This window comes from Sulfitobacter sp. D7, from assembly GCF_003611275.1.
GTDB classification, from domain to species: domain Bacteria; phylum Pseudomonadota; class Alphaproteobacteria; order Rhodobacterales; family Rhodobacteraceae; genus Sulfitobacter; species Sulfitobacter profundi.
The window spans coordinates 32,450-56,081 of the sequence record NZ_CP020696.1 but is presented as its reverse complement, the minus strand read 5'-3'; the positions used below and the strand labels follow the sequence as shown (position 1 = coordinate 56,081).

The following is a 23,632-nucleotide window of genomic DNA, read 5'->3' as shown; positions in this document are numbered from 1 at the left end:
AGTTACCCCCGCCTTTTTATCGGTCTGTGATACCGGCCACCGCCGCGAGCACAATGACGAAAAGATCCGTATCGTTGAGGAAAACTGCCTCTTTTGAGACTTCTTTCCGGGCGCACCGTCAAACGGTGATCGGTTGGCTCTTAGCTGGCCCATCGACGATCATCATTGCGCAGCCTCGCGAGCAGCGCTCAACGCGGCTGTTGATACCATAGAGGCGGCGGATCATCGCGGGTGTGAGTACTTCTAGCGTCGGACCGGTGGCGAGGATGCTGCCCTCGCCCAAAGCGATGGTGGTCGTGCTGCACCGCATCACCTGATTTAGGTCATGCAAAGCGAGGATCATCACAGCTCCGCTTTCAGCGGCATAGGATTGCAACGCCTCCAATACCTCGTATTGCCGGTAAAGGTCGAGCGCGGAGGTGGGCTCGTCCATCAGGATAACCTGTGGCCGCGTCACCAGCGTCTGTGCGATCGACACAACCTGACGTTGCCCGCCGGACAGTTCCGGCAACTGCCGCTCAGCAAGTGCGGTGATGCCCAATCTGGCCAAAACGTCGTTCACGGCCGTCAGCTCGGAAGCCGAAAGGCGCCAGCCGCCCCCACCCTGCTTCAGCGCGAGTATGATGGATTCGTAGACCGTCAGCGCTGCATTCATCCCCGTATCCTGAGGCATGTAGCGCAAGTCGTCCGCGGCTGCACCGCTGAGGCGCACAGTTCCTGCCCCCCGCATCTGACCTGCGATGCGCCGAAACAGCGTGGACTTACCAGCCGCATTGGCTCCCACAAGAGCGGTCAAGCTGCCTCCTCGAATTGGCGGTGTTGTTGCCTTGCTGAGGACCTCGTGCCGACCATAGCGCGCACCGAGGTTTTCAAGTTGCAGCGTCACCATGCTTTACGCCCCTTGGTCAGAATAAGAGCGGCAAAGAAGGGAACGCCCACCAATGCCGTGATAATGCCAATGGGCAGGACAGCGCCGGGCAGCAAGGCCTTCGAGAGCACAGATGTGGCCGAAAGGATCAGCGCGCCAGCTAACATCGCTCCAGGCAGGAAGAACCGTTGATCTTCACCCAAGAGAAGCCGTGCCACATGTGGACCGACAATGCCGATGAAACCAATCGTGCCGACGAAGGAAACCGGCACGGCCGCCAAGAGCGAAACGAGAAACAAAGCCTCCAGTCTCAGCCGACGCACCGGCACACCCATTGCCGCCGCGCGCGCTTCACCCAGTCGAATGGCGGTCAGGGCCCATGCCCGGCGAGCAAAGAGCGGCACACAGAGCGCGAGGACCACCGCCGTCACCGCCACCTTGCCCCAAGTGGCTTTGGTGAGGCTGCCCATGGTCCAGAAGACCACAGCAGATAAAGCCTGCTCCGAGGCAAAATATTGCAACAGCGCCAAGGCCGCATTGAAGCTGAAGACCAGTGCAATGCCCAGAAGGATAATGGTTTCGACCGTCACGCCCCGTAGAGTGGACAATCCAAAGATCAGCAAAGCGGCTGCCATCGCCATCAGAAAAGCATTGATCGGCACCATCAGGGAAATCGCCGCCGGAAAGAGTGCGACCCCCAACACCATCGCCAACGCCGCGCCAAAACTGGCTGCTGCCGAAAGGCCGAGCGTGAAGGGACTGGCCAACGGGTTCGCCAGGATGGTCTGCATCTGCGCCCCGGCAAGCGACAGGCTTGCCCCGACCGTCACCGCGAGCATGGCCATCGGCATCCGAATGTCCCAAACGACGACCCGCATCTGCACATCCGCATCGGTTGGAGAGACGAGGGTCCGCAGCACATCTGCCACCGAATAGCGCGCCGGTCCCAGTGATACGTCCACCGCGACAGAAAGTATCAGCAAACAGGCCAGCAGAGCCAGAATGAAGATACGTCGCGTCACCAGCCCGCGGTAGGCGAACGCGGGTGCCGTAGTGTCGGATGTGATACTGGTCATTGATCTGCCTTATTCGACAAGAGGGCTGCGCTGCGCGCCCTGGTTACTTCAGTGAAACCCAATATCCAGGACGGTAGTCGACGGGCAGGAACCGCTCGTGAAGTTCCTTAAGTGTTGCCTCCGCGTCGAGGTCGGCAAACAACTCCGGGTGCAACCATGTCGCCAGCCGTTGGACGGCGACAAAGCTATAGGGCGAATTGTAAAACTGATGCCAAATCGCGTGAACCTCGCCTGCCTCGACGGCCTTAACACCGGTAAAGGCGGGACGCTCCATCAAAGCTTGCAACTTCGCACGGGCCTGCGCTTCGTCCGAGCCTGGCCCGACGCCAACCCATGCGCCACCGGGGACGTAGGCTTCCCAATTACCGCCGGTGACTATGATTTGATCGGGGTTGGAGGCGATCACCTGCTCCGCGTTCACCGTACCAAATGTCCCGGGGATGAACGGGGCAGCCATGTTTTGCCCACCCGCCAGTTCGACCATGCGACCGAAGTTGCCGCTGCCGAATGACATGCAGCAATCCTCGGAGTAGCCCCCTGCCCGTTCGACAAATACCAAAGGACGCTCCAGATCGTTCTGCGCATCGATCACGTCTGTGACACGGGCGATCTGCTCTTGATAGAAGTCGTTGAAGTCAGCGGCACGCTCTTCTTCGCCAAACAATTTACCGATGATTTCCATCGACTTCGCGGTGTGTTCAAACGGCTTTTCGCGGAAATCAACATAAACGATAGGGATGCCGACCTTGGCGAGTTTTTCCTCATAGCCTGCCTCATCGGTAGCCGCCTTGGCTTCGAGGTTCATGAACATCACGTCAGGGGTCAGGGATACGGCCTGTTCAATATCGAATGTGCCATCCTTGAAGCCGCCGAAGGTCGGAATATCAGCGATCTCGGGGAATTTTTCAGCATAGGCCTCATAGCTCTCGGGCGCGGCCTCACGGAAATCGTCCCGCCACCCCACCACGCGCTCGAATGGGTCTTCGCCGTCCAATACGGCCGCAAAGAAAATTTGCCGCCCTTCGCCGAGAATTACCCGGTCCACAGGTGCTTCGAGTGTGACTTCTCGCCCTGCAATATCCGTTATGGTGATCGGGGCTGCAAAGGCAGGAGCGGAGAAAAGACACAGCGCACCGGCGCTCAAGGTGTAGCGAAGGGACATCAGGAGACCTTTATGTTTGAACTGGCCCATCGCCTATTAATTCCGACTTAAATCGTCAAGTTTTAATATTGACAAAAATTGTCGTCTTTAACATGGAAGTCATCGACCCGTCTTGGAGCAGACCTATGACCCAACCGCTTGGCAGCAACCGTGATCTACGCGATGAGATCCGCGACTACTGGTCGGATAGAGCGGCCACTTTCGACGCCGAGCCAGGCCACAAGATTGGGCAAGGTGAAGAACAAGCAGCTTGGCAGGCGCTTGTCCAAAAACACCTCGGACCTGCCGCGGGGCGCCGACTGCTCGATCTGGCGTCCGGAACGGGAGAGATTGCCCGCCTGTGCCACGATCTTGGTTATGCGGTAACAGGTCTCGATTGGTCCGAGCCCATGCTCGAGCGCGCCCGCGCCAAAGTTCCGGCCGCAGTTTTTATGCAGGCTGACGCGGAGCGTACCATGCTGCCCAATGCAAGTTTCGATGTGCTCGTAACCCGCCACCTTGTATGGACCCTCGTCGATCCGGCTGCGGCCTTCGCAGAATGGAAGCGCGTTTTGGTTCCGGGTGGACAGCTGCTGTTGGTCGATGGTGATTTCGTCACCCGTGGCTGGGTTGCGCGCACCCTGGCTCGGCTTTCTCCACGTCGGTCCCAGAACATGGATTCTCGTCATCAGGAAATTCTGTCGCAAGTTCATTTCGCTCAAGGCGCTCGGGCGCAGCAAGTTGCTTTCCTGTTGGCCGAGGCAGGCTTCAAGGATATTCGCATCGATACCGATCTTAGTAAAATACATCGCGCACAGGCACGACAGCTCGGCTGGCGCAGGTCTTTGATCCGTCACAGTGAGCATCGGTATGCTATCAGCGCAAAGATTTAAGCGGAGGGAAGGACGAGCGCTTGTCTCACAGGCATCTCGATACACAAATTGCTCTTGCAACCAGCATGGTCCTGTTCTCTAGTAATTTCTCGTTCATGAATAATGGTGTTATCCATATGCAGGTCAGTGTCCGCGATAATAATGTCGATCAGGCTCTTCGGGTTTTAAAGAAAAAGCTTCAACGCGAAGGCGTTTTCCGCGAAATGAAGCTCAAGCAGCACTTCGAGAAGCCTTCTGAGAAGAAAGCTCGTCAACAAGCGGAAGCAATCCGCCGGGCTCGCAAAGCGGCGCGCAAGCGCTTGGAGCGTGAAGGCGTGATGTAGGTCTACCGATACACATCACTCAGAAAATTGCCCTTCGGCGTGAGTTCCTATCTAAAACAAATGGCTTTTTCCCGACTGGGCTCATTAGTTGACCTGCTCGTAGCCATATTTGCCCTCGTAATCCCGCCACTCGACGAATACCGAACGGTGGCGGATGCTCGGACAATTATCGCCCCACCTCTCCAGCCCCACATGATCTTTCGGCAAGGTTCCGATCGATGAACGCTGCCAAGAGAAGTCTCCTTGAACGCCATAAGTTCCAAGTACAACGACCGCGCTCCGCTCGCAGTCCCCCTCGCTACCTGCCTCATATTGTCGAGCGTTCCGCACATCAAAGATTCGTATCGAGCGCACGAAGTTAAACTCCGGACCGCTGATGTCGATGTCGGCGCGTTCTTGACCAAGCGTAATAGAAAAGTCACTGCTCTTATCACCCGTTTCAACCCTTTCCGCCGGGAACACGCCCGTCGATGACAGGCCGACTTCCTGAGATCGGGCAACGGTAATCGTCTGGAGCAGCGGATGACGCGGTCTATCGAACAGAATGTCGAAGATACGGCCGCCATTTTTACCAGTGCCATTGAGTTCATGGGATGCTCTCATCGGACAACGCCATATCTGCAATGGAGGCTCTACTGGCCAGGGGGTTATTCTTCGAATGAATTCCGCGCGGGCGCGTGAGCATGGCACTGATGCGGGCCAACCCCCTGAAAGACAGAGGAGAATCGCGCAATCGATCGGATAGGTTTGCGCCCTAACCCGCTCGGCCGTTCCGAAGAAAGACGTGGAGCCAAGAGCGACAAGGACGACGAAACGAGTAAGCGCTTTGGGCATGAATACTCTCCTACAGTTTTGGCAGGTTGACGGTCTCTCTAGATATTTTATATTCATTGCGCCAATAGTATATTTTTGAAAGACCTGCTCCGATGACTATTAAGGCCTGCTAATTTGGGTATGCTCGCCGCCACTCGAAAGCGCTTCGAGGTACTCGATCACTTTCACTGGTGTCGACGATTTTGCCTCTGCCAGCACTTCGGGATGAAGCGGCGGCTCGATAGAACCGGCAGGTACCTGCTCGTCCAGCCAGAGCACCGACAACTCAGAGGAATCCCACAGGTATACCCATCCAACCGTGCGCTCCCGATCATTTCCAAACAATCGGGCTATGGGCTCTGCTTCTTCTTTCAACAGTCTCACCGCTTTCTTCATTCCAGTTTCCAACCACCAAGCAGGATTTCGATCACGTCAGACATTCTCTGGCCCAGTAGATGGCGATCGAATCACACTGCCTGTAGTTGCACTGTCGTGAGCCGCGAAATCACGATACGAAGCGAACGCCAGCGAAATAGAACGAAACGAACAACGGTACGTCCTTGATAAAAAATGGAAAATACTTCGTTCCTCCGTTGGATGACGGAAGTGACTTCAAGGAGTTGTTCAGACGGTTGAGCGCAGCGGGAGCGGGTCGGCCTATTGACAAAGATGGGATACCCTTGGGGCCGTGGACAGCCGAGCTACTTGCCACCGCAATTACTCAGATCGAAGCCAACCGGTCCGGGATCGAGCTGCGAACGGTGCAGCTTTGGTACCAAGACAACGAGAAAGGAATCAGCACCGAGAACATTCGATGGCTAGCAAGGGTGTTTGGGTGTGATGATCCGAAGGCGACCAGTGAATGGCAGACGGAGCTAAGTGCGGCCCGGACACGATTGGTAGCCAGGAGGCGAGCGCTGCGTGCGGGGCCAGACGGCCACGATGCGCATAGTCCTCCAGATACGGTTCAGAACGCGGCAATCGATGTTGATACCGTGGTTCCGTCACCGCTGGCGCACAAAGGTGAGGTTATCTCGCCGAGGCGGGGATTTAGCTTGGCGAGAACATCGGAGGCCGTGTTCAACCGGGGATCCCCTTTGGATTTGTCGGCGTCGGTGTTCGCAGGGGCAGTGGCCCTTGGATTTTCCTCTTACTTTTTGGGCATTCACAGCATTGTTTTTCCGCAGGCGAATGGTGTGATTAAGCAGGTTGGGTACTTATGGGCACCGAACTGGACACTCCTCTTCATGGTGCTCATGCCGCTATACTTCGTATTCGTGCGGGACTTAGTGGTCTTTTGGAGGGGTACAAGGCGGTCACTGTTAAGTCCTGAAGGTGAAGGAATCGCGAATGACGACATGTGGGTGCGAAAAGTCGCGACCTTTTCGGTGACGTATTGGGCGGCCTTTCTTGTTTGTTTACCTATAGCTACGGTTCTTCAGTGGATCGATAGGTGTTTAGGCCCATTACTGACCCGCGATACCGGCAACTACCCGGTGGAATGGGCTCGGATGGCGATTGAGCGCCCGCACGTCATTTCAATACCGGAGGCGGTCGCGTTCACCGGGTTCGCCTATCTCTACATGGGTGTGGTATTTTTTCTCTTCTTTGCAGGACTCATTTTGCTCTTCACAATAGCGCACGATTCTTGGGAACTTGGACGAAAGTCTGAATCGTGGGTAGATGGAGAATATCAATGTCAGCCTAATCAAGTCGGTCTCAAAATCATGCGTGGGATTTTTCGGTGCTGTATTTTAGGACTCTTGATTGCCATATGCATGAAGCTCCAAAGCACTTTTATGCTATCAAGTGAATCGACCATAACGGGTTGGTTGGCTAACGATTTCCTGTCAGTCTTGGGAAATCATGAGAAGGCAAGCGACTGGCTCGAATACAGCATGCCGACAAACTATAGCAGCCTGCTGATCGTATTGGCGACCTGCACTGTGTTTCTCTATGGGCTCATTCGAGTCCACGCCGCCTTGCGTCAGCAAGGGCACATTGGACATGGTCGAAATCAGAGAGAATTTAGAATCATGTTGGCGCGCGTCGCCCTGCTGGTCATCGTCTACGTGCTGATCGGTGCGGTCGCCGGTTTCTCGATCTTGCTGTGCATCGGGCTGCTGTCTGCAATCTACGGCCTGATTTATCCAAGCATCGATACCTGGCGGGCGACTAACCAAGGAGACAAACAAAGTGTATCATAGCTGGCTTGACCATTGGGATGAGCGACGAGCAGAGCGCGGGGACGAAGTAAAGAGGCCGACCGACTTCGCTCTGGACACTGAACTTGCCTTCCCTGGCTCCGGGCGTCCGGCAGGTATCGAGGCCTTTTGTAAACTTGCAGAACAGGCTGTTGAGGACCCAACCTATTTCGATGAACCAGATAACAACGACTTGGTCGTCGAACGCGAAGGAGAGTGGGTCAAGTTTCCTTCAGGAATTTCTACTGACGTCGCAGAGAACAATGTCGTCTGGGCGAAAGTAACAGAAAGCAGGTCATTCGACCAAGCATTGATTGTGTTTCACCATTGGAATGCAAGCGCGCGGTATCAACAGATCGCCAACTTTTTCGCCCGGCGCGGGATTACGGTTGTCGAGATAGCACTGCCGTATCACTTCGAACGTAGCCGTCCCGGCGCCGTTTATGCCGACTACATGCTAAGCCCGAATCTCGGACGGACGGTTCAATCCGTGAGACAGGCGGTATGGGATGGCCGAAAGCTCATTAGATGGCTGAAGGGGCAAGGTTATAAAGAGATTTCTGTACTCGGAATGAGTCTGGGTTCCTGGGTTGCCGGGTTGATTGCCGCCCATGACAAAACTGTTTCAAAAGCTGCGCTATTCCTGACGGCCGGAAGTCTTGCTGACATGGTGTGGACCGGGCGCGCAACGCGAACGATTTGCGAGAGCCTTCAACCCGTGATCGAATTGGGGGACCTCAGAAGGGCTTGGGGACCACTAAACTTGGTGAACCATGCGCATCATCTTGCGCGGGACAATCTCGAATTAAATGTGGTATTGGCCAAACGAGACAAGGTGGTGCTGCCGGAGCTTTCTGAACGGCTGATACAAGGGCTTAAGGACGCCGGAGCCGAGCCCAGCATATTGGAACTAAATTGCGGCCACTATTCGCTGTCCATGCCGCCCTACATTGTGTCGGCCGGCCGAAGCGTGGCTCGCTTGTTGAAACCCGACCCCTAAGCCGCTGACGACGGGGCTCGAACGGGTCTCGGCTGAATTTCGCTCGTAGTCCAGTTATCGAATTCGGAACCCGCGCGACTCGGACCAAAAGTTTCGCCCCGAAGTTATCGGTGAAGCGAGCCCAAGAAGCGCCCATATTCCTCGCTGACTTCGCGCGCTTCCTCGAAGGCGCGAGCACGCTCCTCGTCGAGGCAGCGAAAATAACCTGTACGTCACGGAAGTAGAGTTCGAAGTCATGACGGAGGATGTCCATAAATTCCGTGGCAACCTTCGGATCTCTTGGAACAAATGGCCGAGGCGGGGGGATGCATGGACCGGCGAGCGCCGGACAACCGACGAGCGACAGCAGAACGAATGTGCGCATCAAAGGTAGGATGCGCAACCGAAGGTAGCAAAAGCCGCTTAAATCCTTGAACGAGTGCATGTTACGTGCCTAAAGGTATCAGATCAACGTATACCGCGAAAATTATAATATACTATTGCGGTCATCAGTATACTATCGTAACCCTAGGCATCAAGTAGGAGTGCCCGGGTGTTGCGTCTTTAGAGAAAGCGTGAGCCGGGCCATGAACTGGGACATAGAAGCACCAAATGTGGTTACGGAAGCTAGGTTCCGCGAGCTCGTGGAAAGCGGCTATAGCGCAGAAATCCTGTGCCAGGAGTCGGCACACAAGAAAGGCCCCAGCTATTACGGGGTCTGGATCATGCGTGTTGCCTCTGATGACGGGGTGGAAAAGCTCCTCGTCACCGCCCGCACGCGGACGACCTACAACGATATCAAGATCCGTGAGTTCAAAACGATCTCTGGCGTGGTGTCATTCTTCATTGGCCTTGGCTTTGCGCATGTCGACCTGCCCCTTGAGGCGGGTACAAGCCGTACGCATAAACTCGCCCCGCCAGACAAAGCCCCATCAGACAAGGGCGCTGGCAACTAAGTTCGTCTGTCTCTGGCTGGTCGCCGCGCCAGCCTCAGCGCAAATCGTTCTGGTCATGGAGGGCGACGGCTCTCTGACCCCGTCGCGGTCTCAGAGCGGTTTTGCCCGGAACTACAATGACGGCGTTGGTCAGGGATCGGCGTCCGATGGTTTGGCCATTCTTGGTGAGACGGAAGCAGCGCCCAAACCTGACGCGCTGCAGCTTGCGGCACTCGCCCAGCCAGCACCCCTGCCCCGCGCGGACGTTCTCTTAGGCATCGAGGCAACGGCCCTGCGCTATGCCAATCATCCTGGTTTGCGCCGCGCGGAGCTCTCCGTGAGGGATTGGCTGGCTCTCTACCGGGCCAACATCGAGGTTGAGAGCGCCTACCGGCAGGATGCGATCTCAACCGCGGGCGCCATTGGTCTGGGTCAACTGATGCCAGCAACCGCGCGTGATCTCGACGTCAATCCGGAGGACCCGATGCAGAACCTCGACGGTTCCGCCCGCTACCTCGCGATGATGCTCGAGACGTTCGGCGATCCGCGCCTGGCGCTGGCCGCTTACAACGCCGGACCCGACGCCGTGCGCCAATATGGCGGCATTCCCCCCTACCGAGAAACCCAGAACCATGTGGCCCGCGTGATGGCGGTGGCCGCCCGATTGGAAGGATCAAATTCATGATGTCCCAACCTTTTTGGAAATCATTCCTCAAAACACTTATCGGCAATGTCACGAGAGCACGCAGCGCGGCAGTGCATTGGCGATACAACTTTTTCCAAACAAGTTGGTTTTCAAACCTCTTTGTCGCCTCGCTGGCGCTATTTCTGGTGATTGCCGAGCCCGCCCTAGCACAGAGCATCGACCTCTCCCCGATCCAAAGCTTGTTGCAGGGCATTGTCGATGCGCTGACCGGACCTCTTGGTGTGGTCATCGCCACACTAGCGGTCCTCGGCGTTTTCTTGAGCTGGTTCTTCAACATCATCGATCTGCGCCAGGCGCTCTGGGTCCTCGTCGGGATCGCCGGTGTTGCGGCTGCCCCCACCATCGTTGCCGCGGTCTTCGCCGGTGGCTGAGCGCGCGCCTCTCTTCCTCGGCCTCGTGCGCCCGCCCAAGCTTCTGGGCCTGCCCATCATGTATGCGATGGTCTGGCTCTTCGGTTCGGTGCTCTTGTTCGTCTGGGTCCAGCACATCGCGGTACTGGCTGTCGCGGCCCTTCTCTACCCGGTGCTTTGGAAGGCCGCAGATTGGGACCCGCGTTTCATCGACGTGATGATGACAGCCCTGCAGGAGACACCGCCCACGCGCAACAGGTCCATCCATGGCGGGGACAGCTATGCCCCGTGATGACGCCCGTGATGCTGCGCTCGATGCCCGCACAATGACGCCAGACTGGTATGCGCGCGAGACCCGGCTTGCGCATATGCTGCCCTATGTGAGCCTCGTCGACGACCAGACCGTGCGGACCCGGGTGAACGAACTCTTCCGCTGCATTCGCCTTGAGGGGATCAACAGCTACACGACGGACGATGCCTATCTCGACAAGGTGACGGCGCTTTTTGCTCGCATCGTCGCGCAACTCGGGCCAGAATTCAGCTATTACGTCCACAAGGTCTCCAAGGCCATCAAACCTGATCTCGACCCCATCCGTGAGGACAGCTTCGCGGGCGAGGTGGACCGGCGCTGGCGCGCGAAATTCGAGACCAGCGAGCTGCGCGACAAGACCCTGACGCTCACCGTCATTCACCGCCCGCCCCCGAAAAGCCTCCTGCCGCATCTCGGCCGCAGCGCGCCGGACCGGCTGAAGGAAGAGACCCGCAAGCGTCTCCAGCGCCTCGGTGAGGCCGTGAACGTCTTCCTGTCCGGCCTCGCAGAACTCAAACCGCGCCTCCTGTCGGCTGCATCGGGGGAGTTGGTGGGGTTTCTGGGCGCGCTGAACACAGGCACCGAGCTGCCGCTCTACCCTGCAAACACCTACGGCTTTTTGTCCGTCAACGTCGCCAATACCCGCGTGACGTTTCACGGAGACCATTTCGAGCTTTCCGAAGGCGTCGTGGGCCATCGCTACGGCAAGAGCTTCACCATCGGAGAATACTCGGAAGGCACCTCCTGCACCATGTTCGACATGCTGAACCTGCCGGTCGACATGATCGTGACGCACTCCTTCACGCCGATCAATTCGAACCTCATGGCGGGCCGCATCAAGCGGCAAAAGCGCCAGATGCAGGCCAGCCAGGACGCAGCCCTGTCGCTCCTGGAAGCCCTCGACATCGCCGCCGATGATCTCGAGGCCAAGCGCCAAAGCTTCGGCGAGCATCACATGGTCGTGACGCTCTTTTGCGACACGCTCGAAGAGCTGCAGACGCTCAGCGCCGAAATCGTGAACGCCGCCGCAACCGAAGGCGTGAAGATGATTGGCGAGCGGGTCGCGGCCAAGGCGCATTACCTCAGCCAGCACCCCGGCAACCAGTCAAAGCGCGTCCGCGCCAGCGCCGTCACCAACCGCAACTTCGCGGATTTTGCGGCCTTCCACCGGACACAGCTCGGCAAACCTGCAGCACTTACCCCCTGGGGCCGGGTCGTCACATATTTGCCCACGCCGGAGCAGAGCGCCTACCGGTTTTCCTATCACGAGCAAGGCTCGCCCGATAAAGAACCCACCAGCGGCCATACCCTGATCATGGGGCGGCCCGGGTCAGGTAAGTCTGTGCTTTCGGCCTTCTTGATGACCCAGGCCCGTCGCGCGGGCGCCCGGGTCTTCGTCTTCGATTACCGTCTTGGTATGGAGATGGCGGTCCGCGCCAATGGCGGGCGCTACGCGTCCCTGAACGCCGGTCAGCCCACGGGCCTCAACCCGCTCTGGACAGAGACCGATGCCCGCGGCACCGCCTGGCTCTCGGACTGGCTTGCCACCTTGCTCTACCGCGCTGACAAGCCCCTGACCCCGGCGCAGACCAATCGCATCCAGGAGGTCGTGCGCCAGAATGCCCAGGCCACCAATCCGGCCCTGCGGAACTGGCGGGATTTTGCGTCGTTTTTTGTGTCCACCGATGATGGCGGCGATCTGCACCAGCGCCTGCTCGAGTGGACCGAAGACGGCCGCTATGGCTGGATCTTCGGGCAGAGCCTTGAGGACACGTTCTCGCTCAAAGGCGATGTGGTGGGCTTCGATCTGACCGGCATTCTCGACAGCGAGGCCGACAAGGAGCGGATGGCGGTTCTCTCCTATCTTTTCCGCCGGGTCGAACGTGAGATCGAGGATCGCCACCCCACCATCATCGTGATCGACGAGGCCTGGAAGGCCCTCGATAACGCGTATTTCGCCGAACGGCTGTCGAACTGGCTGGTGACCGCGCGCAAGCAGAACACCGTCGCCGTGATGATGACGCAATACGCCAGCCAGCTCGAGCGCACCCGGACCGGCAAGACCATCGTCGAAGCCGTTCCGACACAGATCCTGCTGCCCAATATCCGCGCGCAGCCTGCGGATTACGCCATGCTGAACCTCACGGAGAAGGAACTCGACGTCCTTCTCAACACGGGCAGCAACAGCCGCCTCGCACTGATCCGCGACGATCAGGGCTCCATTGTCGTCGATGCCGATCTGAGCGCCCTTGGGCCCAATCTCACCATCCTTGGCGGCATGGAAAAGGGCGAAGCGCTTGTCGGCGCCGATTACCGCGACCGCTCGGACTTCTGGAGGCTTTCATGATCCGTACCCTGTTTCTTCTCACCGCGCTCGGCGCACTGGCCTCCTGCACCCAGTACCGGGAGCCGCAGGCGAATTGCTTCACCTTCCTTGCGTCCACGGCACCCGTCGCGCCTGATTGTGACTTCACGCCCCTTGGCACCCCGGAGGGCGACATTGAAGTCTAGCCTGCCTCATATCCTCGCGTTTTGCCTGCTGCCCGGTCTCGGCTTCGCCCAAGGCGTGCCGACCAACGACAGTGGGCTGACCGCGCGAGACATCGTCGAGACCGGCGACCGCGAGGCTGACTTGGCCGTTCAGGCGGACAAGCTTGCCGTGCGCGAACTCATTGCCGAGATCGACCGGGAGCAGCTGGAAACCCTGCAACGCATCCTTGATGCCCATACCAGCTTCGGCGGTCAGGGCTTACCGGCTATGGTCTCGGGGCTGGAAAGCGGCAGCGGGGATCCGGCCCGGTCAGTCGAGGCGGTCTATGGCAATGCCGACATCGACCCCAATCCCGGCGGTGCGCAGATGTTCGGCGACGCCGCCGAGAACATCGAGCAGCTCATCATCCGCGTCGCCCAGGAAACCAGCGGCTTTGCGGGTGTTGGCCGCGCAGGGCTCTCGCCCGTCCAGTGGCGCGCGTTGCTACAAGCGCTGATCTGGCAGGAAAGCCGCTTCACCATCGGCGCGCGTTCGCCGGTCGGGGCCTTTGGCCTCACCCAGATCATGCCCGGCACCGCCAGCGATCTTGGTATCAACCCGGAATACTACGACAGCCCTTACCTGCAGGTGCATGGCGGCGCGCGGTATCTCGCGACCCAGCTCAACACCTTCGATGGCAACATCATCAACGCGCTCGCGGCCTATAACGCGGGGCCGGGCCGAGTGTTCGAATATGGTGGCGTGCCGCCCTTTGCCGAAACCCAGCATTACGTTCAGGTCATTCCCGAACGCTATAACCACTATTTGACCCGTATCGGCGGGATCGATGCGCTTGGCACGATCGATCCGGCGCTTCTCGCCAATGCCAACCTCTCGCTCACGGGTCATGGGGCGGCCTTTTATGGCAGCAACTCACCAGCCGCGATCCGCCAAGCCGCCCTGCGCATTTCCGACATCGTCGAACGGATTTCCGAGACTGAAGACGTGCAGGAAAGCATCGCACTCAACACCTATGCCCGCGCCGAACTCGTGCGCCTCGTCGCTGCACGCATCCGGCTTCAGGCGGCACGCACCCGCGTCCTTTCTGCCGAGGAGTTGGCCCAGGCCAGCGCCCGCATGGCCGAAGGCGCGTTCATGGATTTTACGATCAGGGAGATTGAATGATGGGACATCTGCTCTTGAGGACGGCCTTGGCCACAACGCTTGGGATTGGCCTGCATCTGGACGCCCTATCCCCTGCCCTCGCGCAAGGCGTGCCCGTCGTCGACACCCAGAACATCACGCAAAATATCCAGCAGCTCCGGCAGATGATCGAGGACGAGATCCTGCAGAACGAGCAGCTGACGCAGCTCCGCGAACAGCTTGCCACGCTCACGGACCAACTCGCGGAGCTGCAAAGAACCTACGAGGCCCTCACCCGCCTCGCCGAGCTTCCAGAAATCATCCGCACCGAGATGGAAGACGAACTCAATGGCCTACTCGACCAGGAGTTCGGGGACATCCTCGCCACGATTGAGGCGATCAAGACGGGGGATTTCTCCGGCCTGTCCGGCTCCGGCGCAGGCGAGATCGAAACCCAGATGGACCGGGTGCTGGCCGACCTCGGCTTTGACGAAGACACCCTCTCGGAAATGGCCGCAAGCGGCAATCCCGGGGCCAACCGCGTGGCGACGCAGGCCACCACCGGCGCGCTCGTCTCAGCCGCCGCCCAGAACAGCTATGAGGATGCCGGCCAATCGCTCGAGCGGGTAGACCGCCTTGTCGGGCTCATCGACGACATGGACGAACTCAAGGAAAGCATCGATCTCAACACGCGCGTGACCGCGGAGCTCGCCATTGCGCTGGTCGCCATGTGGCAACTCGAAGCCATCCAGACCGTGGGCGATGGCACCGGCGGCGTGATCGATGCCGCCACCATCGCCGAAGAGCAGCGCTTCATGGATTTCACCTTGCCGGACCTCCGGGCAGACTAATCGTGGGGGCATGACGGGTGGCGACTGAACAAGAAATCATCGAGGAAGAACTGGTCTATGGTGCTTTACGCCGCGAACGGCTCTGGCAACGCCTTGGCCTGATGGGCCTTGTCTTCGGTATCATCGGCTGTCTGAGTGCCGCGGCTGTCTCGATCCTCGATGTCGACCCGCCCCCCGTCGTTGTCCCCTATGATCCCGCCACTGGTTTTGCCCTGCCCGAGGCGTCCGTTGGGGCCACATCCGTCACCGCCAACCAGGCGATCATTGAGGCGGAGGTGTTCCGCTATGTGGCCGACCGGGAGGTCTATAACCAGCTCGACAACGATCTGCGCATCCGCAGCGTCCTGCGTCGCTCGGACGGAGCTGCCGAGAGCGGGCTGCGCCAGATCTGGAACAGCGCCAACGAGAATTACCCGCCGACGGTCTATGGCCCCAATGCTCGGCTCGACGTGGAAATCCTCAGCATCAACCGGATCGGAACCAACCGCGCGACGGTCCGCCTGCGCAAGCGCCTGACGTCCATTAACGGCACCCAGACCGGCCTCTTCACTGCGACGCTTCTCTTCGAGTTCCGCCCGGAGACCCGCCGCTCCATCGATGAGGTCTGGACCAATCCATTCGGCTTCACCGTTCTCGAATATTCCATCCGCTCCGACAGATTGGAGAACTGACGTTGTTGTTTATAAGATCGCTTATTTTTGTCATTGCCCTGTTGCCCGGCCTCGCCTCTGCCGAAGCCATCCCGCGTGGCGGTCCCAACGACAGCCGAGTGCGCTTGGCCACCTACCAGGAGGGTCAGGTCTACCGTCTCAGCGTGTCGCTCACCCATGTGACCACCATCGAGTTCGGCGAGGGCGAAAGCATCCGCTCGATCATCGCGGGCGACACCGAGGGCTTCGAGATCGACGGCGTCCCGGGCGGTCAGGCCTTCGCGATCAAGCCTGTGGCGCGCGGGGTGCATACCAATGTGACAGTCTATACCAACCGCCGCAGCTACTACTTCAACGTCCAGGAGGTCCGCAGCCCAACCTTCTACGTGGTGCAGTTCCGCTATCCGGAGGACGATGCGCGCCCGACCCGGGCCATCGCCGCCCAAGCGCCGAACTACAACTACGGTGCCAGCGCGCGGACCGAGTTTACGCCAACCCGCATCTGGGATGACGGGACGTTCACGTATTTCGCGTTTCCAAGAAACGCGCCTGTGCCCGCGATCTTCCGCTACGCGGGAGCCCGCGAGCGCACGGTCAACACGCAAACTCCTGAAGACGGCGTGATCCGCGTCAGCGGCGTGAACCGCCAATGGATCCTGCGACTTGGCGAAGAGGTGGTCTGCATCGAGGCGATCCCGCCCGCGGAGGCCACCTCTTGAGCGATACCGAGAACACCGAGCTGGAAAGGCGCCTCGCCGCCCTTGAGAAAGGCAGTGCCCGCGCGCCCATAGCGGCGCAGCGCCGGTCGCCCCTTCTCGCGCTGGCCGTGGTCTTCGTCATCGGCGCGGGTGGTGCCCTGCTTTATCTCCTCTCACAGCCCGACGAAGAGGAAGCCTTGCCGACGGCCACTCCGGACGTCTTCCAAAACGAAGGGGATGGCTTTGGCGCTATCGAGACCTTGCCCCCGCCCGAGCCCGAGGTTGTGTTCGCTGGACCAGACCCCTTCGAGCCCAACGCGGAGCTTCTGGCGCAGATCACCGCCCTGCAGGCCCAGATCGAGGAGTTGCGCAACGCCCCTGAACCAGTTGTCGAGGAAGACACCGCCGCCGCAGAGGCAATTGACGCGCTGACTGCTCAGATCGCGGCGCTACAAGCCGCCTCGGAAGCAGCACAGCAACGATTTCAGGACGAACTGACGGCGCGGGATCGAAGCCTTGAGCAACTCCGCATGGATCTGGAACTGGCCCAACTCGAGGCCAGCCGACCCCAACCCGCGCCAACGGGCCCTACGGAGGATGAGCTGCGCGCACGTGAGCAAGAGCGACTGCGCCGTGAGGAAGAAGCCCGGCGCATGGCCGAGCTGGAGCGCCGCGCCGCGGAGGAACGCGCCTTCCAGGAGCGGCGCATCGTCTCTCCCACCATCGCTTTTGGTGGTGCCTCCGGAGCGAATGAAACGGCTCTGACCGAACGCACTTTTGGCGAGGTGACGGATTTCGTCCTGAACGGTGCGCTGCCCTCCACGGTGACGCAGGCCGAGGTGATCGCCAATCCTTCCAACACCATCATTCAGGGCACAATGATCCAGGCCGTCATGGAAACCGCCCTCGACAGCTCGCTACCCGGCCAGACCCGTGCCGTAGTGTCCGAGGATGTCTACAGCGTCGATGGCGCGCGCCTCTTGATCCCCCGCGGGTCCCGTCTCATCGGGCGCTACCGCGCTGGCGTCGATATCGCGCAGCGCCGGGTAACCATCGCCTGGGACCGGATCATCCTGCCTGACAATCAAACTATCCAGATCAGCTCCTTCGGGGGCGATGAACTTGGCCGTTCGGGTGTCACCGGTTTCGTGGACACGCGCTTTGCCGAGCGTTTCGGGTCGGCCGCCCTGATCTCGCTGATCTCCGCGGCACCTAGTGCCGCCGCCTCCGAGGTCCAGGATGAGACTGCCGCCGACGTTCTCGAAGACGTTGGCGATGATCTGGCAGATGCCACGGACAGCGTCATGGGCGATTACCTCTCCATCGGCCCCGTCATCTATGTCGACCAGGGCGCGCGCGTTACTGTCATGGTCGACCGCGATCTGGAGATATTCTGAGCCCATGTCGCTGAGCTATCTCGAAACCTCGCTCGACCGGATCGACGCCGCCGCCCGCGACGATGTCATCGAGATCTGCATCAACCCCGACGGGACCTGTTGGGGCGAATTCCAGGGCGATCACTTCATGCGCGCACTGGACCAGAGGCTGACGAGCGTTCAGGTCAGGGACCTCGGCAACCAGATCGCGTCCTCTGCCAATACCACGATGAGCAAGGACCGCCCCATCGTCTCGGTTTCGATCACCTATAAGGGTCGCCCGATCCGCGCGCAGGTCATCACCCCGCCCGCCGTGCTGTCAGCCATGTCGATCAGCTTGCGGTTCTTCTCGAGCCTGCCACTCGAGGGAATTGCGCTCGATTTCCTCTACGGAAAAGAGCGCAAGCTCGAAGACCTGCGCGTCGAAAAAAAGCGCGCCTTGCGCGCCGTGGTGGCCGCGGGTTTGATCGATGATGCGCTCGCCTTCTGCGTCGCGAACAAACTCAACATGATCGTCTCGGGCGGCACCTCCACCGGCAAGACCGTGGCCGCGCGCAAGATCCTCTCTCACGTACCAGCCGAGGAACGCATCGTCACCATCGAAGAAGCCGCCGAGCTTCTGCCGACCCAGCCAAATGCCGTGACCCTCATCGCCAATCGCGACGCGGAATTCCAGACCGCCGATGTGCTTCTCACCGCCACGCTGCGCATGCGCCCCGACCGGATCATCCTGGGCGAGGTGCGCGGCAAGGAGGCCATGACCTTCCTGGAAGCCATCAACACCGGCCATGGCGGGTCCATGACCACACTGCATGCCGAAACCCCGCAACTCGCCGTGCAGCGGCTCGCGATCGCGGCACTCAAGACCGAGATCCCGATGACCTATGCCGACATGATCCAGTACATCGAGAATTCCATCGATGTGATCATCCAGGCCGGTCGCCATGACGGTCGGCGCGGCATTACCGAATTCTACCTGCCCGGCGCAACTGAGATTGGAGCTTCCCCATGAAGACCTTTGAATACGATATCTTGTCCTTTCCCATGACCCGCAAAACCAGCCTCTCCGACATGCAGGCCAGCCTGAACGAGAAGGGCGCAGACGGGTGGGAGGTGGTGTCGATCAGCACTTCGGAATTCGCCAATATCGGGCACACCGTTTTCCTGAAACGCGAAACCACACCCGCTGGAGCCACGGCATGAGGCAGGCGCAGCACCTCGCCTTGGCCGCACTGGCCCTAAGCCTGACGCCTGCCTTCGCCGTTGCCGAGCGCGACCTGGTGCCAACCCTCGATCGCAGCTTTGACGTCTGTCCGGACCGGCCCGCCGAGCCCATCTGGATGCAGGAGATCCCCCTGCGCCAAGCCTATCAGCGGGTTCTGGTTCAGGACATCTATCGCGCCCAGAACCTCGAGCGGGTCGTCGAGATCGGCAACTGCGACTGCGCGACCCGGTTCCCGTCCTGGGACGCGGCCGAGGCGATGTTTCGGGAGAGCTACGCGAGCGACGAACGGTGGGAAATGCTCGAAGCCTCGGAAGGCTACAATCGCCGCGCCAACGCCGCCCGAACTGCCGCCAAGGCCATCTGCGACGCCGCAGGCAATTGGTAAGGCAATCCCGCGATGAGTGTCGTCACCTACTTCGTTGAAACCTCCCAGGCCTATCTCGACACCGCCGCTGAGACCCAGTTTGGTGCGGTTGCGGCAACGGTCGGCACGCTCCTGGTTTTGGGGACAACGTTGGTGGTGATCCTCGTCGGAATCAACATGATCTATCAATACCGGGCCATGGATGGGCACACAGCCTTCTGGCTCGCGGTCAAGATCGGGCTCATCGGGATATTCGCGACCAACTGGATGCAGTTCAACGCGTTCTCATCTGCCATTCTCTATGGGATCGACAGTATCGCGGGCGCGCTTGTAGCTTCAGTTGGCGGCGGCAGCCCGGGCCCTTCAGGCACCTTCGCGGAGGAATTCGACCGGCTGATCGCGGAGCTGGGCGACTATCTAAACGCTGCCGGGTCCGAGCTGAACTGGATGGCTGGCGCCATGCTTGACATAGTCGGTGTGCTTCTACTCTCAATCCTCGGCGGACTGGCCGCCTTCATCCTCGTGGCCTCCCGACTGATGATCGCGCTTCTGATCGGGATCGCCCCGGTGATGATTTTCCTGACCCTCTTCGAGGTGACCAAGGATTATTTCGCGCGCTGGTTATCCGCGCTTATCTCCTTCGCGATCTACCCTATCGTGGTCGCAGGGGTCTTCGCGACCATCACCGGGGTGGCCTCGGCTCTCATAGGCGAGTTGGGTGATCCGGAAGGGGCTTCCAACATCGGCGCGCTCATACCCTTCTTTATGATGGTGCTCATGGCCAAGGGCTTCATTATCGCCACGCCCTTCATCGTCCGCGCGATCTCCGGCAACATCATGATGCCCGCCCTCTCCGGAGGTCTCGGCGGCGGCTACAGCTTTGCCCGCGCCGCCATGGGAAGCCAGCAGGCCTACAATCGCTACCTCATCGGCGGGGCCAGTGGCGCAGAATACGCAGCCCTCAGGGCGCGGCAGTTCTTGGGCGTGCAGCAAATGCCAGCGCGGCAAGGCATGGGGCAGACGGGTTCCGGAGGCGGCACAGGATCCGCAGACTCGGGATCAAAAATGCTGGCGCAGCTTGCGAGACTGGGACGGCTTGGACGACGGTGACGGCCCAGTCCGGCCGTTCACCGAGTTCACTTTCGCTGTGCTGCGGCTACACCGAACCGATCATCTATGGCGGTGTGCAGCGTAGTCGGGAAAGCCAAGTGTGCCAGCGCTGCATTCGGGCCTCCGAAGTGGCCGCTCACAGCCGAGTGCAGCAAAAACCGGAGGCGAATGTAGCCGAGAATAGAGTGGTGAAGCGTTTCGTGTTCTTTTAGATATGGTCAGACGGCACGGGCTTTCCAGATTTGATAGATTGTCTTGCGGCGCTCAAATGCCTCCGGGCCGCCCTCCATGATGGAAATGACGTTGGACTGACAGGACTTATCGTCGATATTGCCAACCGATATGGCGATATCATCATCGCTGGCGCTGCATGTGGTGATGGTCTCGGCATCGCCAAGCACCGGAAAATTCGCGTTATGTGTCGCGAAGATGAATTGCTGGTTTGGCTTGATCCGCCGAAGCAGCTTGACCACCTCCTCGTAGACGGTCTGGCTATCAAGATCATCTTCCGGCTGGTCGATGAGCAGAAGATCATTCCCCTTCTGGCTAAGCAGGAAGAGCATCATCGCGGAGGCGCGCTGACCAAGAGAATGCGACAGAAGTGCTTTGCCGTGATACGTCACCGCATAGCTGTTAGGCACCTGATAAGAGATGAGTGCGTAGAGATTTGCTATGAAGCGCTTTTTGAAGTCCTCGCTTTTTCCCTTCGCGTGAGCACAAGCCTTTTCGAGGTCTTTGAAAATCTCGCCAAAATCGGAGTAAGCCTCTGCAAGTGCATTATAATATTCCCTGCGAAGATTATTGCCTCGAAGTAACCCGTCGATATGGGTCGTGAAGGCGTTGCGGTCTCCCTTGAACGCTGCATTTACTCTCAATGATCCTTGCGATTCGTTGATGATTTTCAGCGCCGCCGCGATTAACTTGAATTCATCGTGCCAGGCATCATTCAGCGATGTCATGGCGATCAAGACGGCTTCGAGCCTTGTTTTTTCCTTTCCCGTCCGCTTGGCCAGCTCGGCGATTTCAGCTTCAAGCTCCTGCTTGCGCTGCGTAAGCTTGATATAGGCATCCGGCTGGATCGAGGTAACGCCCTGTTCGTCCAACGCTTTGACCAGTTCCCGCTCGGTCTCGGCAAATTCTTCCTTTAGGCCGTCGCGCACGCCTTCAAGCTCTTGGCGCAGTTCATCCAGATCGCCGGACTTGGTCTTGATGGTGGCAGCAAGAGCCTTGGCTGTCGCAACCGTGCCTTTTAGCTCTTCCACCTTGGCTGCGTAGCGCGTGAAGAAATCAGCATTTTGATCGGAGGCATGAACTTCTATCAGCTTGAAATCTTCTTCGGCCTGGGTTGCAGCATCATCAATCGTCTTGCGCCAGGCCGCAGCCGTCTCGTCAATACCCTGACAGTAGGTCAGGTCCTCGCTATAGGCCAATTGCTTTTCAAGCTTGTCCTTGATGCCATGCTTGTCGAATTGCTCCAGGTTGAATTCAACATCCTTGAGTTCATCTTCCAGCGCTTGCTTGTCCTCCGCATCGCCGCGGACAGAATTGAAGCTCTCTATAGCCGACTTTAGTTCGCCCGCGCGTTCCTCGATCTTTTGCCGCACACCCTTTAGGCTATCGCCCATGAGCTTTTCGACAAGATCGTGCCCGAAGCCCTTTCCAGCAGCGGAGAGGTCCTTCTGCCCGAAGTAAAGCGGCTTGGCGATGATCGTCTCCTTAATGGAGACACCGGGGCGCAGCACGCCATCGACATAAACATCCGGCAAATGCCCCCAGATGCGCCTTACCTCATAGCGACCGCCATGCCGATCGGTCGCTTCGACAATTACCTTGCCGCCGCTTTTCAGAACATGGGGCAGGAGCTTATCCTTATATTCCTTGTCCTGTGCCTTTTCGCCAAAGGGGATATCAAGTGCGTAGCGCACGCTTTCCAGGATAGAAGATTTTCCGCTGCCCTGAATGCCAATCAGACAATTCAGATGCGGAGAGAAGGTAACACGCCTACCATCCAGCAACCCGCCTTCAAAGCGAACGGCGTTGATGTGGGAATGGCCTATGGACGGTATATCCGGCGCAACGCGGAAAGCATGATCAGTCAGGGCAAATTTCACCGCATCGAAACCAACATCGCCAAGCTTCAGATAAACCTTCTTACCTTTGCCGATTTCAGAAATTTCTTTTGCATCAGAGCCTTCCACTTCGGCTGGATAGTGATCGCCCCACCAGCGCTTGACCTTCGTGCGGCAAACGCCATCCTGCTTGTCATGGGTGCGGACCTTCTGGAAGCCAAGGGCATATTTTTGAATGAGCGGCTCAGCGGCAAGTTCGCCCATTCGCCCGCCGCTTAACTCCTTCCACAGGCCACTATTGGCCTCGACATGCGCGAAGATAATGAAGAAGTCGCGGTTGTAGGATTCCAGTTTTCTGAGCGTCTCGATCAGGTCATCATTGCTACGTCCGTTTTCCTGCTCGTATTGCGCGGGAACCTTCCCAGCAAACGCTACGCCAAGAAATTGGTTGATGTAATCCTGACCATCGGCCAACCAAGCTTCGGAAAATACCACGAGTGTGTGAACGCCGTTTGCGCCGTCCTTGACGGATAGTTCCACGCCGGGGAGCACACCGATACCGAATTTGCGCGCCCTCTTGCGCAGAGCCTTGAATTCTTCCAAGTCAAATTTGTTGTGGTTGGTGATGACGGCAAGGCGTGTTCCGTTAGCTTCAAGCGCCTCGACATAGCTGGCGACGAAACGGTCAGCGTCGCCGTCATAACGAAATTCCTTATCCGCTTGAGTGTGCAGGTGGAAATCTGCCCTTACCCACTTCGTGCCATGCTCGAAGAGTTTCTGAAGTGCCTCACTCATTCGCTACGTCCCTGTGATCAATTAGTTTTTCTTCCCAATGAGACCACGCAATGCGGGTCTCTGTAAAGTTAGGCGCTGACTGGCCCGCGGTTGGCCAGAACGGCGCGCGGGCGGCGGCAGTGTGACTTGCCGTAGGGTGCAAGCGCGACTACGTCCGAGCGGTCGCTGCAATTGTGTTGCAGGCCCTTAGAGGAAGTCGACGTTATACCCGTTAGGTGGTCATGAATCCGTTGCCAGCGGCAATCAATCTGAATGGCTGGTCTCACGGTTAGGCTGCGGCTGC

The 23,632-nt window shown here is 58.9% G+C and carries 25 protein-coding genes; 19 read left to right on the top strand and 6 right to left on the bottom strand.

Translation table 11 applies throughout. The features are described 5' to 3' along the window. Positions 1-118: 118 nt before the first annotated feature. Genes B5M07_RS17700 through B5M07_RS17690 form a run of 3 tightly spaced genes read right to left on the bottom strand, consistent with a single transcriptional unit; the run spans position 119 to position 3,106 of the window. A complete protein-coding gene (locus tag B5M07_RS17700) occupies positions 119-889 on the bottom strand; it encodes an ABC transporter ATP-binding protein (protein WP_120352497.1) in 771 nt (256 codons plus the stop codon). Next, a complete protein-coding gene (locus tag B5M07_RS17695; RefSeq protein ID WP_120352496.1) occupies positions 883-1,944 on the bottom strand; it encodes a FecCD family ABC transporter permease in 1,062 nt (353 codons plus the stop codon). Before B5M07_RS17695 ends, B5M07_RS17700 begins: the two co-directional genes overlap by 7 nt. 43 nt (positions 1,945-1,987) lie before the next feature. Beyond that, positions 1,988-3,106 (bottom strand): ABC transporter substrate-binding protein, encoded by a 1,119-nt coding sequence (locus B5M07_RS17690; protein ID WP_120352547.1) that lies wholly within the window; start codon positions 3,104-3,106, stop codon positions 1,988-1,990. A 125-nt stretch (positions 3,107-3,231) separates the two neighbouring features. On the opposite strand from B5M07_RS17690, the gene B5M07_RS17685 reads away from it, so the two are divergent. Next, positions 3,232-3,978, top strand: a complete 747-nt coding sequence (locus B5M07_RS17685; RefSeq protein WP_120352495.1) for a class I SAM-dependent methyltransferase — start codon at positions 3,232-3,234, stop codon at positions 3,976-3,978. A 116-nt stretch (positions 3,979-4,094) separates the two neighbouring features. After that, positions 4,095-4,301: a 30S ribosomal protein S21 gene (rpsU, locus tag B5M07_RS17680; RefSeq protein ID WP_120352546.1), complete on the top strand. Its 207-nt coding sequence runs from the start codon at positions 4,095-4,097 to the stop codon at positions 4,299-4,301. Between the two features lie 84 nt (positions 4,302-4,385). Here the strand turns inward: rpsU and B5M07_RS17675 are convergent, their stop codons facing one another. Next, the gene (locus tag B5M07_RS17675; protein ID WP_419723612.1) at positions 4,386-5,135 is read right to left on the bottom strand and encodes a hypothetical protein; all 750 of its coding nucleotides are present in this window, start codon (positions 5,133-5,135) and stop codon (positions 4,386-4,388) included. A 99-nt stretch (positions 5,136-5,234) separates the two neighbouring features. After that, positions 5,235-5,510, bottom strand: coding sequence for a hypothetical protein (locus tag B5M07_RS17670; RefSeq protein ID WP_132446209.1), 276 nt, complete (start codon positions 5,508-5,510; stop codon positions 5,235-5,237). A 164-nt stretch (positions 5,511-5,674) separates the two neighbouring features. Between B5M07_RS17670 and B5M07_RS17665 the strand changes: the two genes are divergently transcribed. From B5M07_RS17665 to B5M07_RS17585, 17 genes are all read left to right on the top strand, one after another. Then, positions 5,675-7,321, top strand: a complete 1,647-nt coding sequence (locus B5M07_RS17665) for an RcgA family putative transporter (protein WP_120352493.1) — start codon at positions 5,675-5,677, stop codon at positions 7,319-7,321. Beyond that, complete coding sequence (locus tag B5M07_RS17660; RefSeq protein ID WP_120352492.1) at positions 7,311-8,318, top strand: alpha/beta hydrolase family protein; 1,008 nt, start codon at positions 7,311-7,313, stop codon at positions 8,316-8,318. Before B5M07_RS17665 ends, B5M07_RS17660 begins: the two co-directional genes overlap by 11 nt. A 566-nt stretch (positions 8,319-8,884) precedes the next feature. Further along, a complete protein-coding gene (locus B5M07_RS17650; protein WP_120352491.1) occupies positions 8,885-9,253 on the top strand; it encodes a hypothetical protein in 369 nt (122 codons plus the stop codon). A 43-nt stretch (positions 9,254-9,296) separates the two neighbouring features. Continuing rightward, positions 9,297-9,917 (top strand): lytic transglycosylase domain-containing protein, encoded by a 621-nt coding sequence (locus B5M07_RS17645; protein ID WP_120352544.1) that lies wholly within the window; start codon positions 9,297-9,299, stop codon positions 9,915-9,917. A gap of 71 nt (positions 9,918-9,988) precedes the next feature. Continuing rightward, entirely contained in the window at positions 9,989-10,309 is a 321-nt protein-coding gene (locus tag B5M07_RS17640) for a TrbC/VirB2 family protein (RefSeq protein ID WP_120352542.1), read from the top strand. Then, complete coding sequence (locus B5M07_RS17635; RefSeq protein WP_025042451.1) at positions 10,302-10,580, top strand: type IV secretion system protein VirB3; 279 nt, start codon at positions 10,302-10,304, stop codon at positions 10,578-10,580. Before B5M07_RS17640 ends, B5M07_RS17635 begins: the two co-directional genes overlap by 8 nt. After that, the gene (locus tag B5M07_RS17630) at positions 10,570-12,945 is read left to right on the top strand and encodes a type IV secretion system DNA-binding domain-containing protein (RefSeq protein WP_120352490.1); all 2,376 of its coding nucleotides are present in this window, start codon (positions 10,570-10,572) and stop codon (positions 12,943-12,945) included. The genes B5M07_RS17635 and B5M07_RS17630 overlap by 11 nt, the downstream gene beginning before the upstream one ends. After that, on the top strand, positions 12,942-13,109 hold the full coding sequence (locus tag B5M07_RS19520) for a hypothetical protein (RefSeq protein ID WP_162931912.1): 168 nt from the start codon (positions 12,942-12,944) through the stop codon (positions 13,107-13,109). Before B5M07_RS17630 ends, B5M07_RS19520 begins: the two co-directional genes overlap by 4 nt. After that, complete coding sequence (locus tag B5M07_RS17625) at positions 13,099-14,253, top strand: lytic transglycosylase domain-containing protein (RefSeq protein WP_240791657.1); 1,155 nt, start codon at positions 13,099-13,101, stop codon at positions 14,251-14,253. Before B5M07_RS19520 ends, B5M07_RS17625 begins: the two co-directional genes overlap by 11 nt. Beyond that, entirely contained in the window at positions 14,253-15,062 is an 810-nt protein-coding gene (locus B5M07_RS17620; protein ID WP_120352541.1) for a type IV secretion system protein, read from the top strand. Before B5M07_RS17625 ends, B5M07_RS17620 begins: the two co-directional genes overlap by 1 nt. Before the next feature lie 17 nt (positions 15,063-15,079). Next, positions 15,080-15,733, top strand: a complete 654-nt coding sequence (locus tag B5M07_RS17615; RefSeq protein WP_120352489.1) for a virB8 family protein — start codon at positions 15,080-15,082, stop codon at positions 15,731-15,733. A gap of 2 nt (positions 15,734-15,735) precedes the next feature. Continuing rightward, a complete protein-coding gene (locus B5M07_RS17610) occupies positions 15,736-16,431 on the top strand; it encodes a TrbG/VirB9 family P-type conjugative transfer protein (RefSeq protein ID WP_120352488.1) in 696 nt (231 codons plus the stop codon). Continuing rightward, positions 16,428-17,807, top strand: coding sequence for a TrbI/VirB10 family protein (locus B5M07_RS17605; protein WP_120352487.1), 1,380 nt, complete (start codon positions 16,428-16,430; stop codon positions 17,805-17,807). Before B5M07_RS17610 ends, B5M07_RS17605 begins: the two co-directional genes overlap by 4 nt. Before the next feature lie 4 nt (positions 17,808-17,811). Beyond that, positions 17,812-18,798, top strand: coding sequence for an ATPase, T2SS/T4P/T4SS family (locus B5M07_RS17600; protein WP_120352486.1), 987 nt, complete (start codon positions 17,812-17,814; stop codon positions 18,796-18,798). Beyond that, positions 18,795-18,989, top strand: coding sequence for a DUF4177 domain-containing protein (locus B5M07_RS17595; RefSeq protein ID WP_047997766.1), 195 nt, complete (start codon positions 18,795-18,797; stop codon positions 18,987-18,989). Before B5M07_RS17600 ends, B5M07_RS17595 begins: the two co-directional genes overlap by 4 nt. Further along, positions 18,986-19,396: a hypothetical protein gene (locus B5M07_RS17590; protein WP_120352485.1), complete on the top strand. Its 411-nt coding sequence runs from the start codon at positions 18,986-18,988 to the stop codon at positions 19,394-19,396. Before B5M07_RS17595 ends, B5M07_RS17590 begins: the two co-directional genes overlap by 4 nt. A gap of 12 nt (positions 19,397-19,408) precedes the next feature. Then, on the top strand, positions 19,409-20,485 hold the full coding sequence (locus B5M07_RS17585; protein WP_120352484.1) for a type IV secretion system protein: 1,077 nt from the start codon (positions 19,409-19,411) through the stop codon (positions 20,483-20,485). Positions 20,486-20,703: 218 nt separating this feature from the next. On the opposite strand, the gene B5M07_RS17580 is transcribed toward B5M07_RS17585, so the two are convergent. Then, positions 20,704-23,349 (bottom strand): TrlF family AAA-like ATPase, encoded by a 2,646-nt coding sequence (locus B5M07_RS17580; protein ID WP_162931911.1) that lies wholly within the window; start codon positions 23,347-23,349, stop codon positions 20,704-20,706. Positions 23,350-23,632 lie beyond the last annotated feature (283 nt).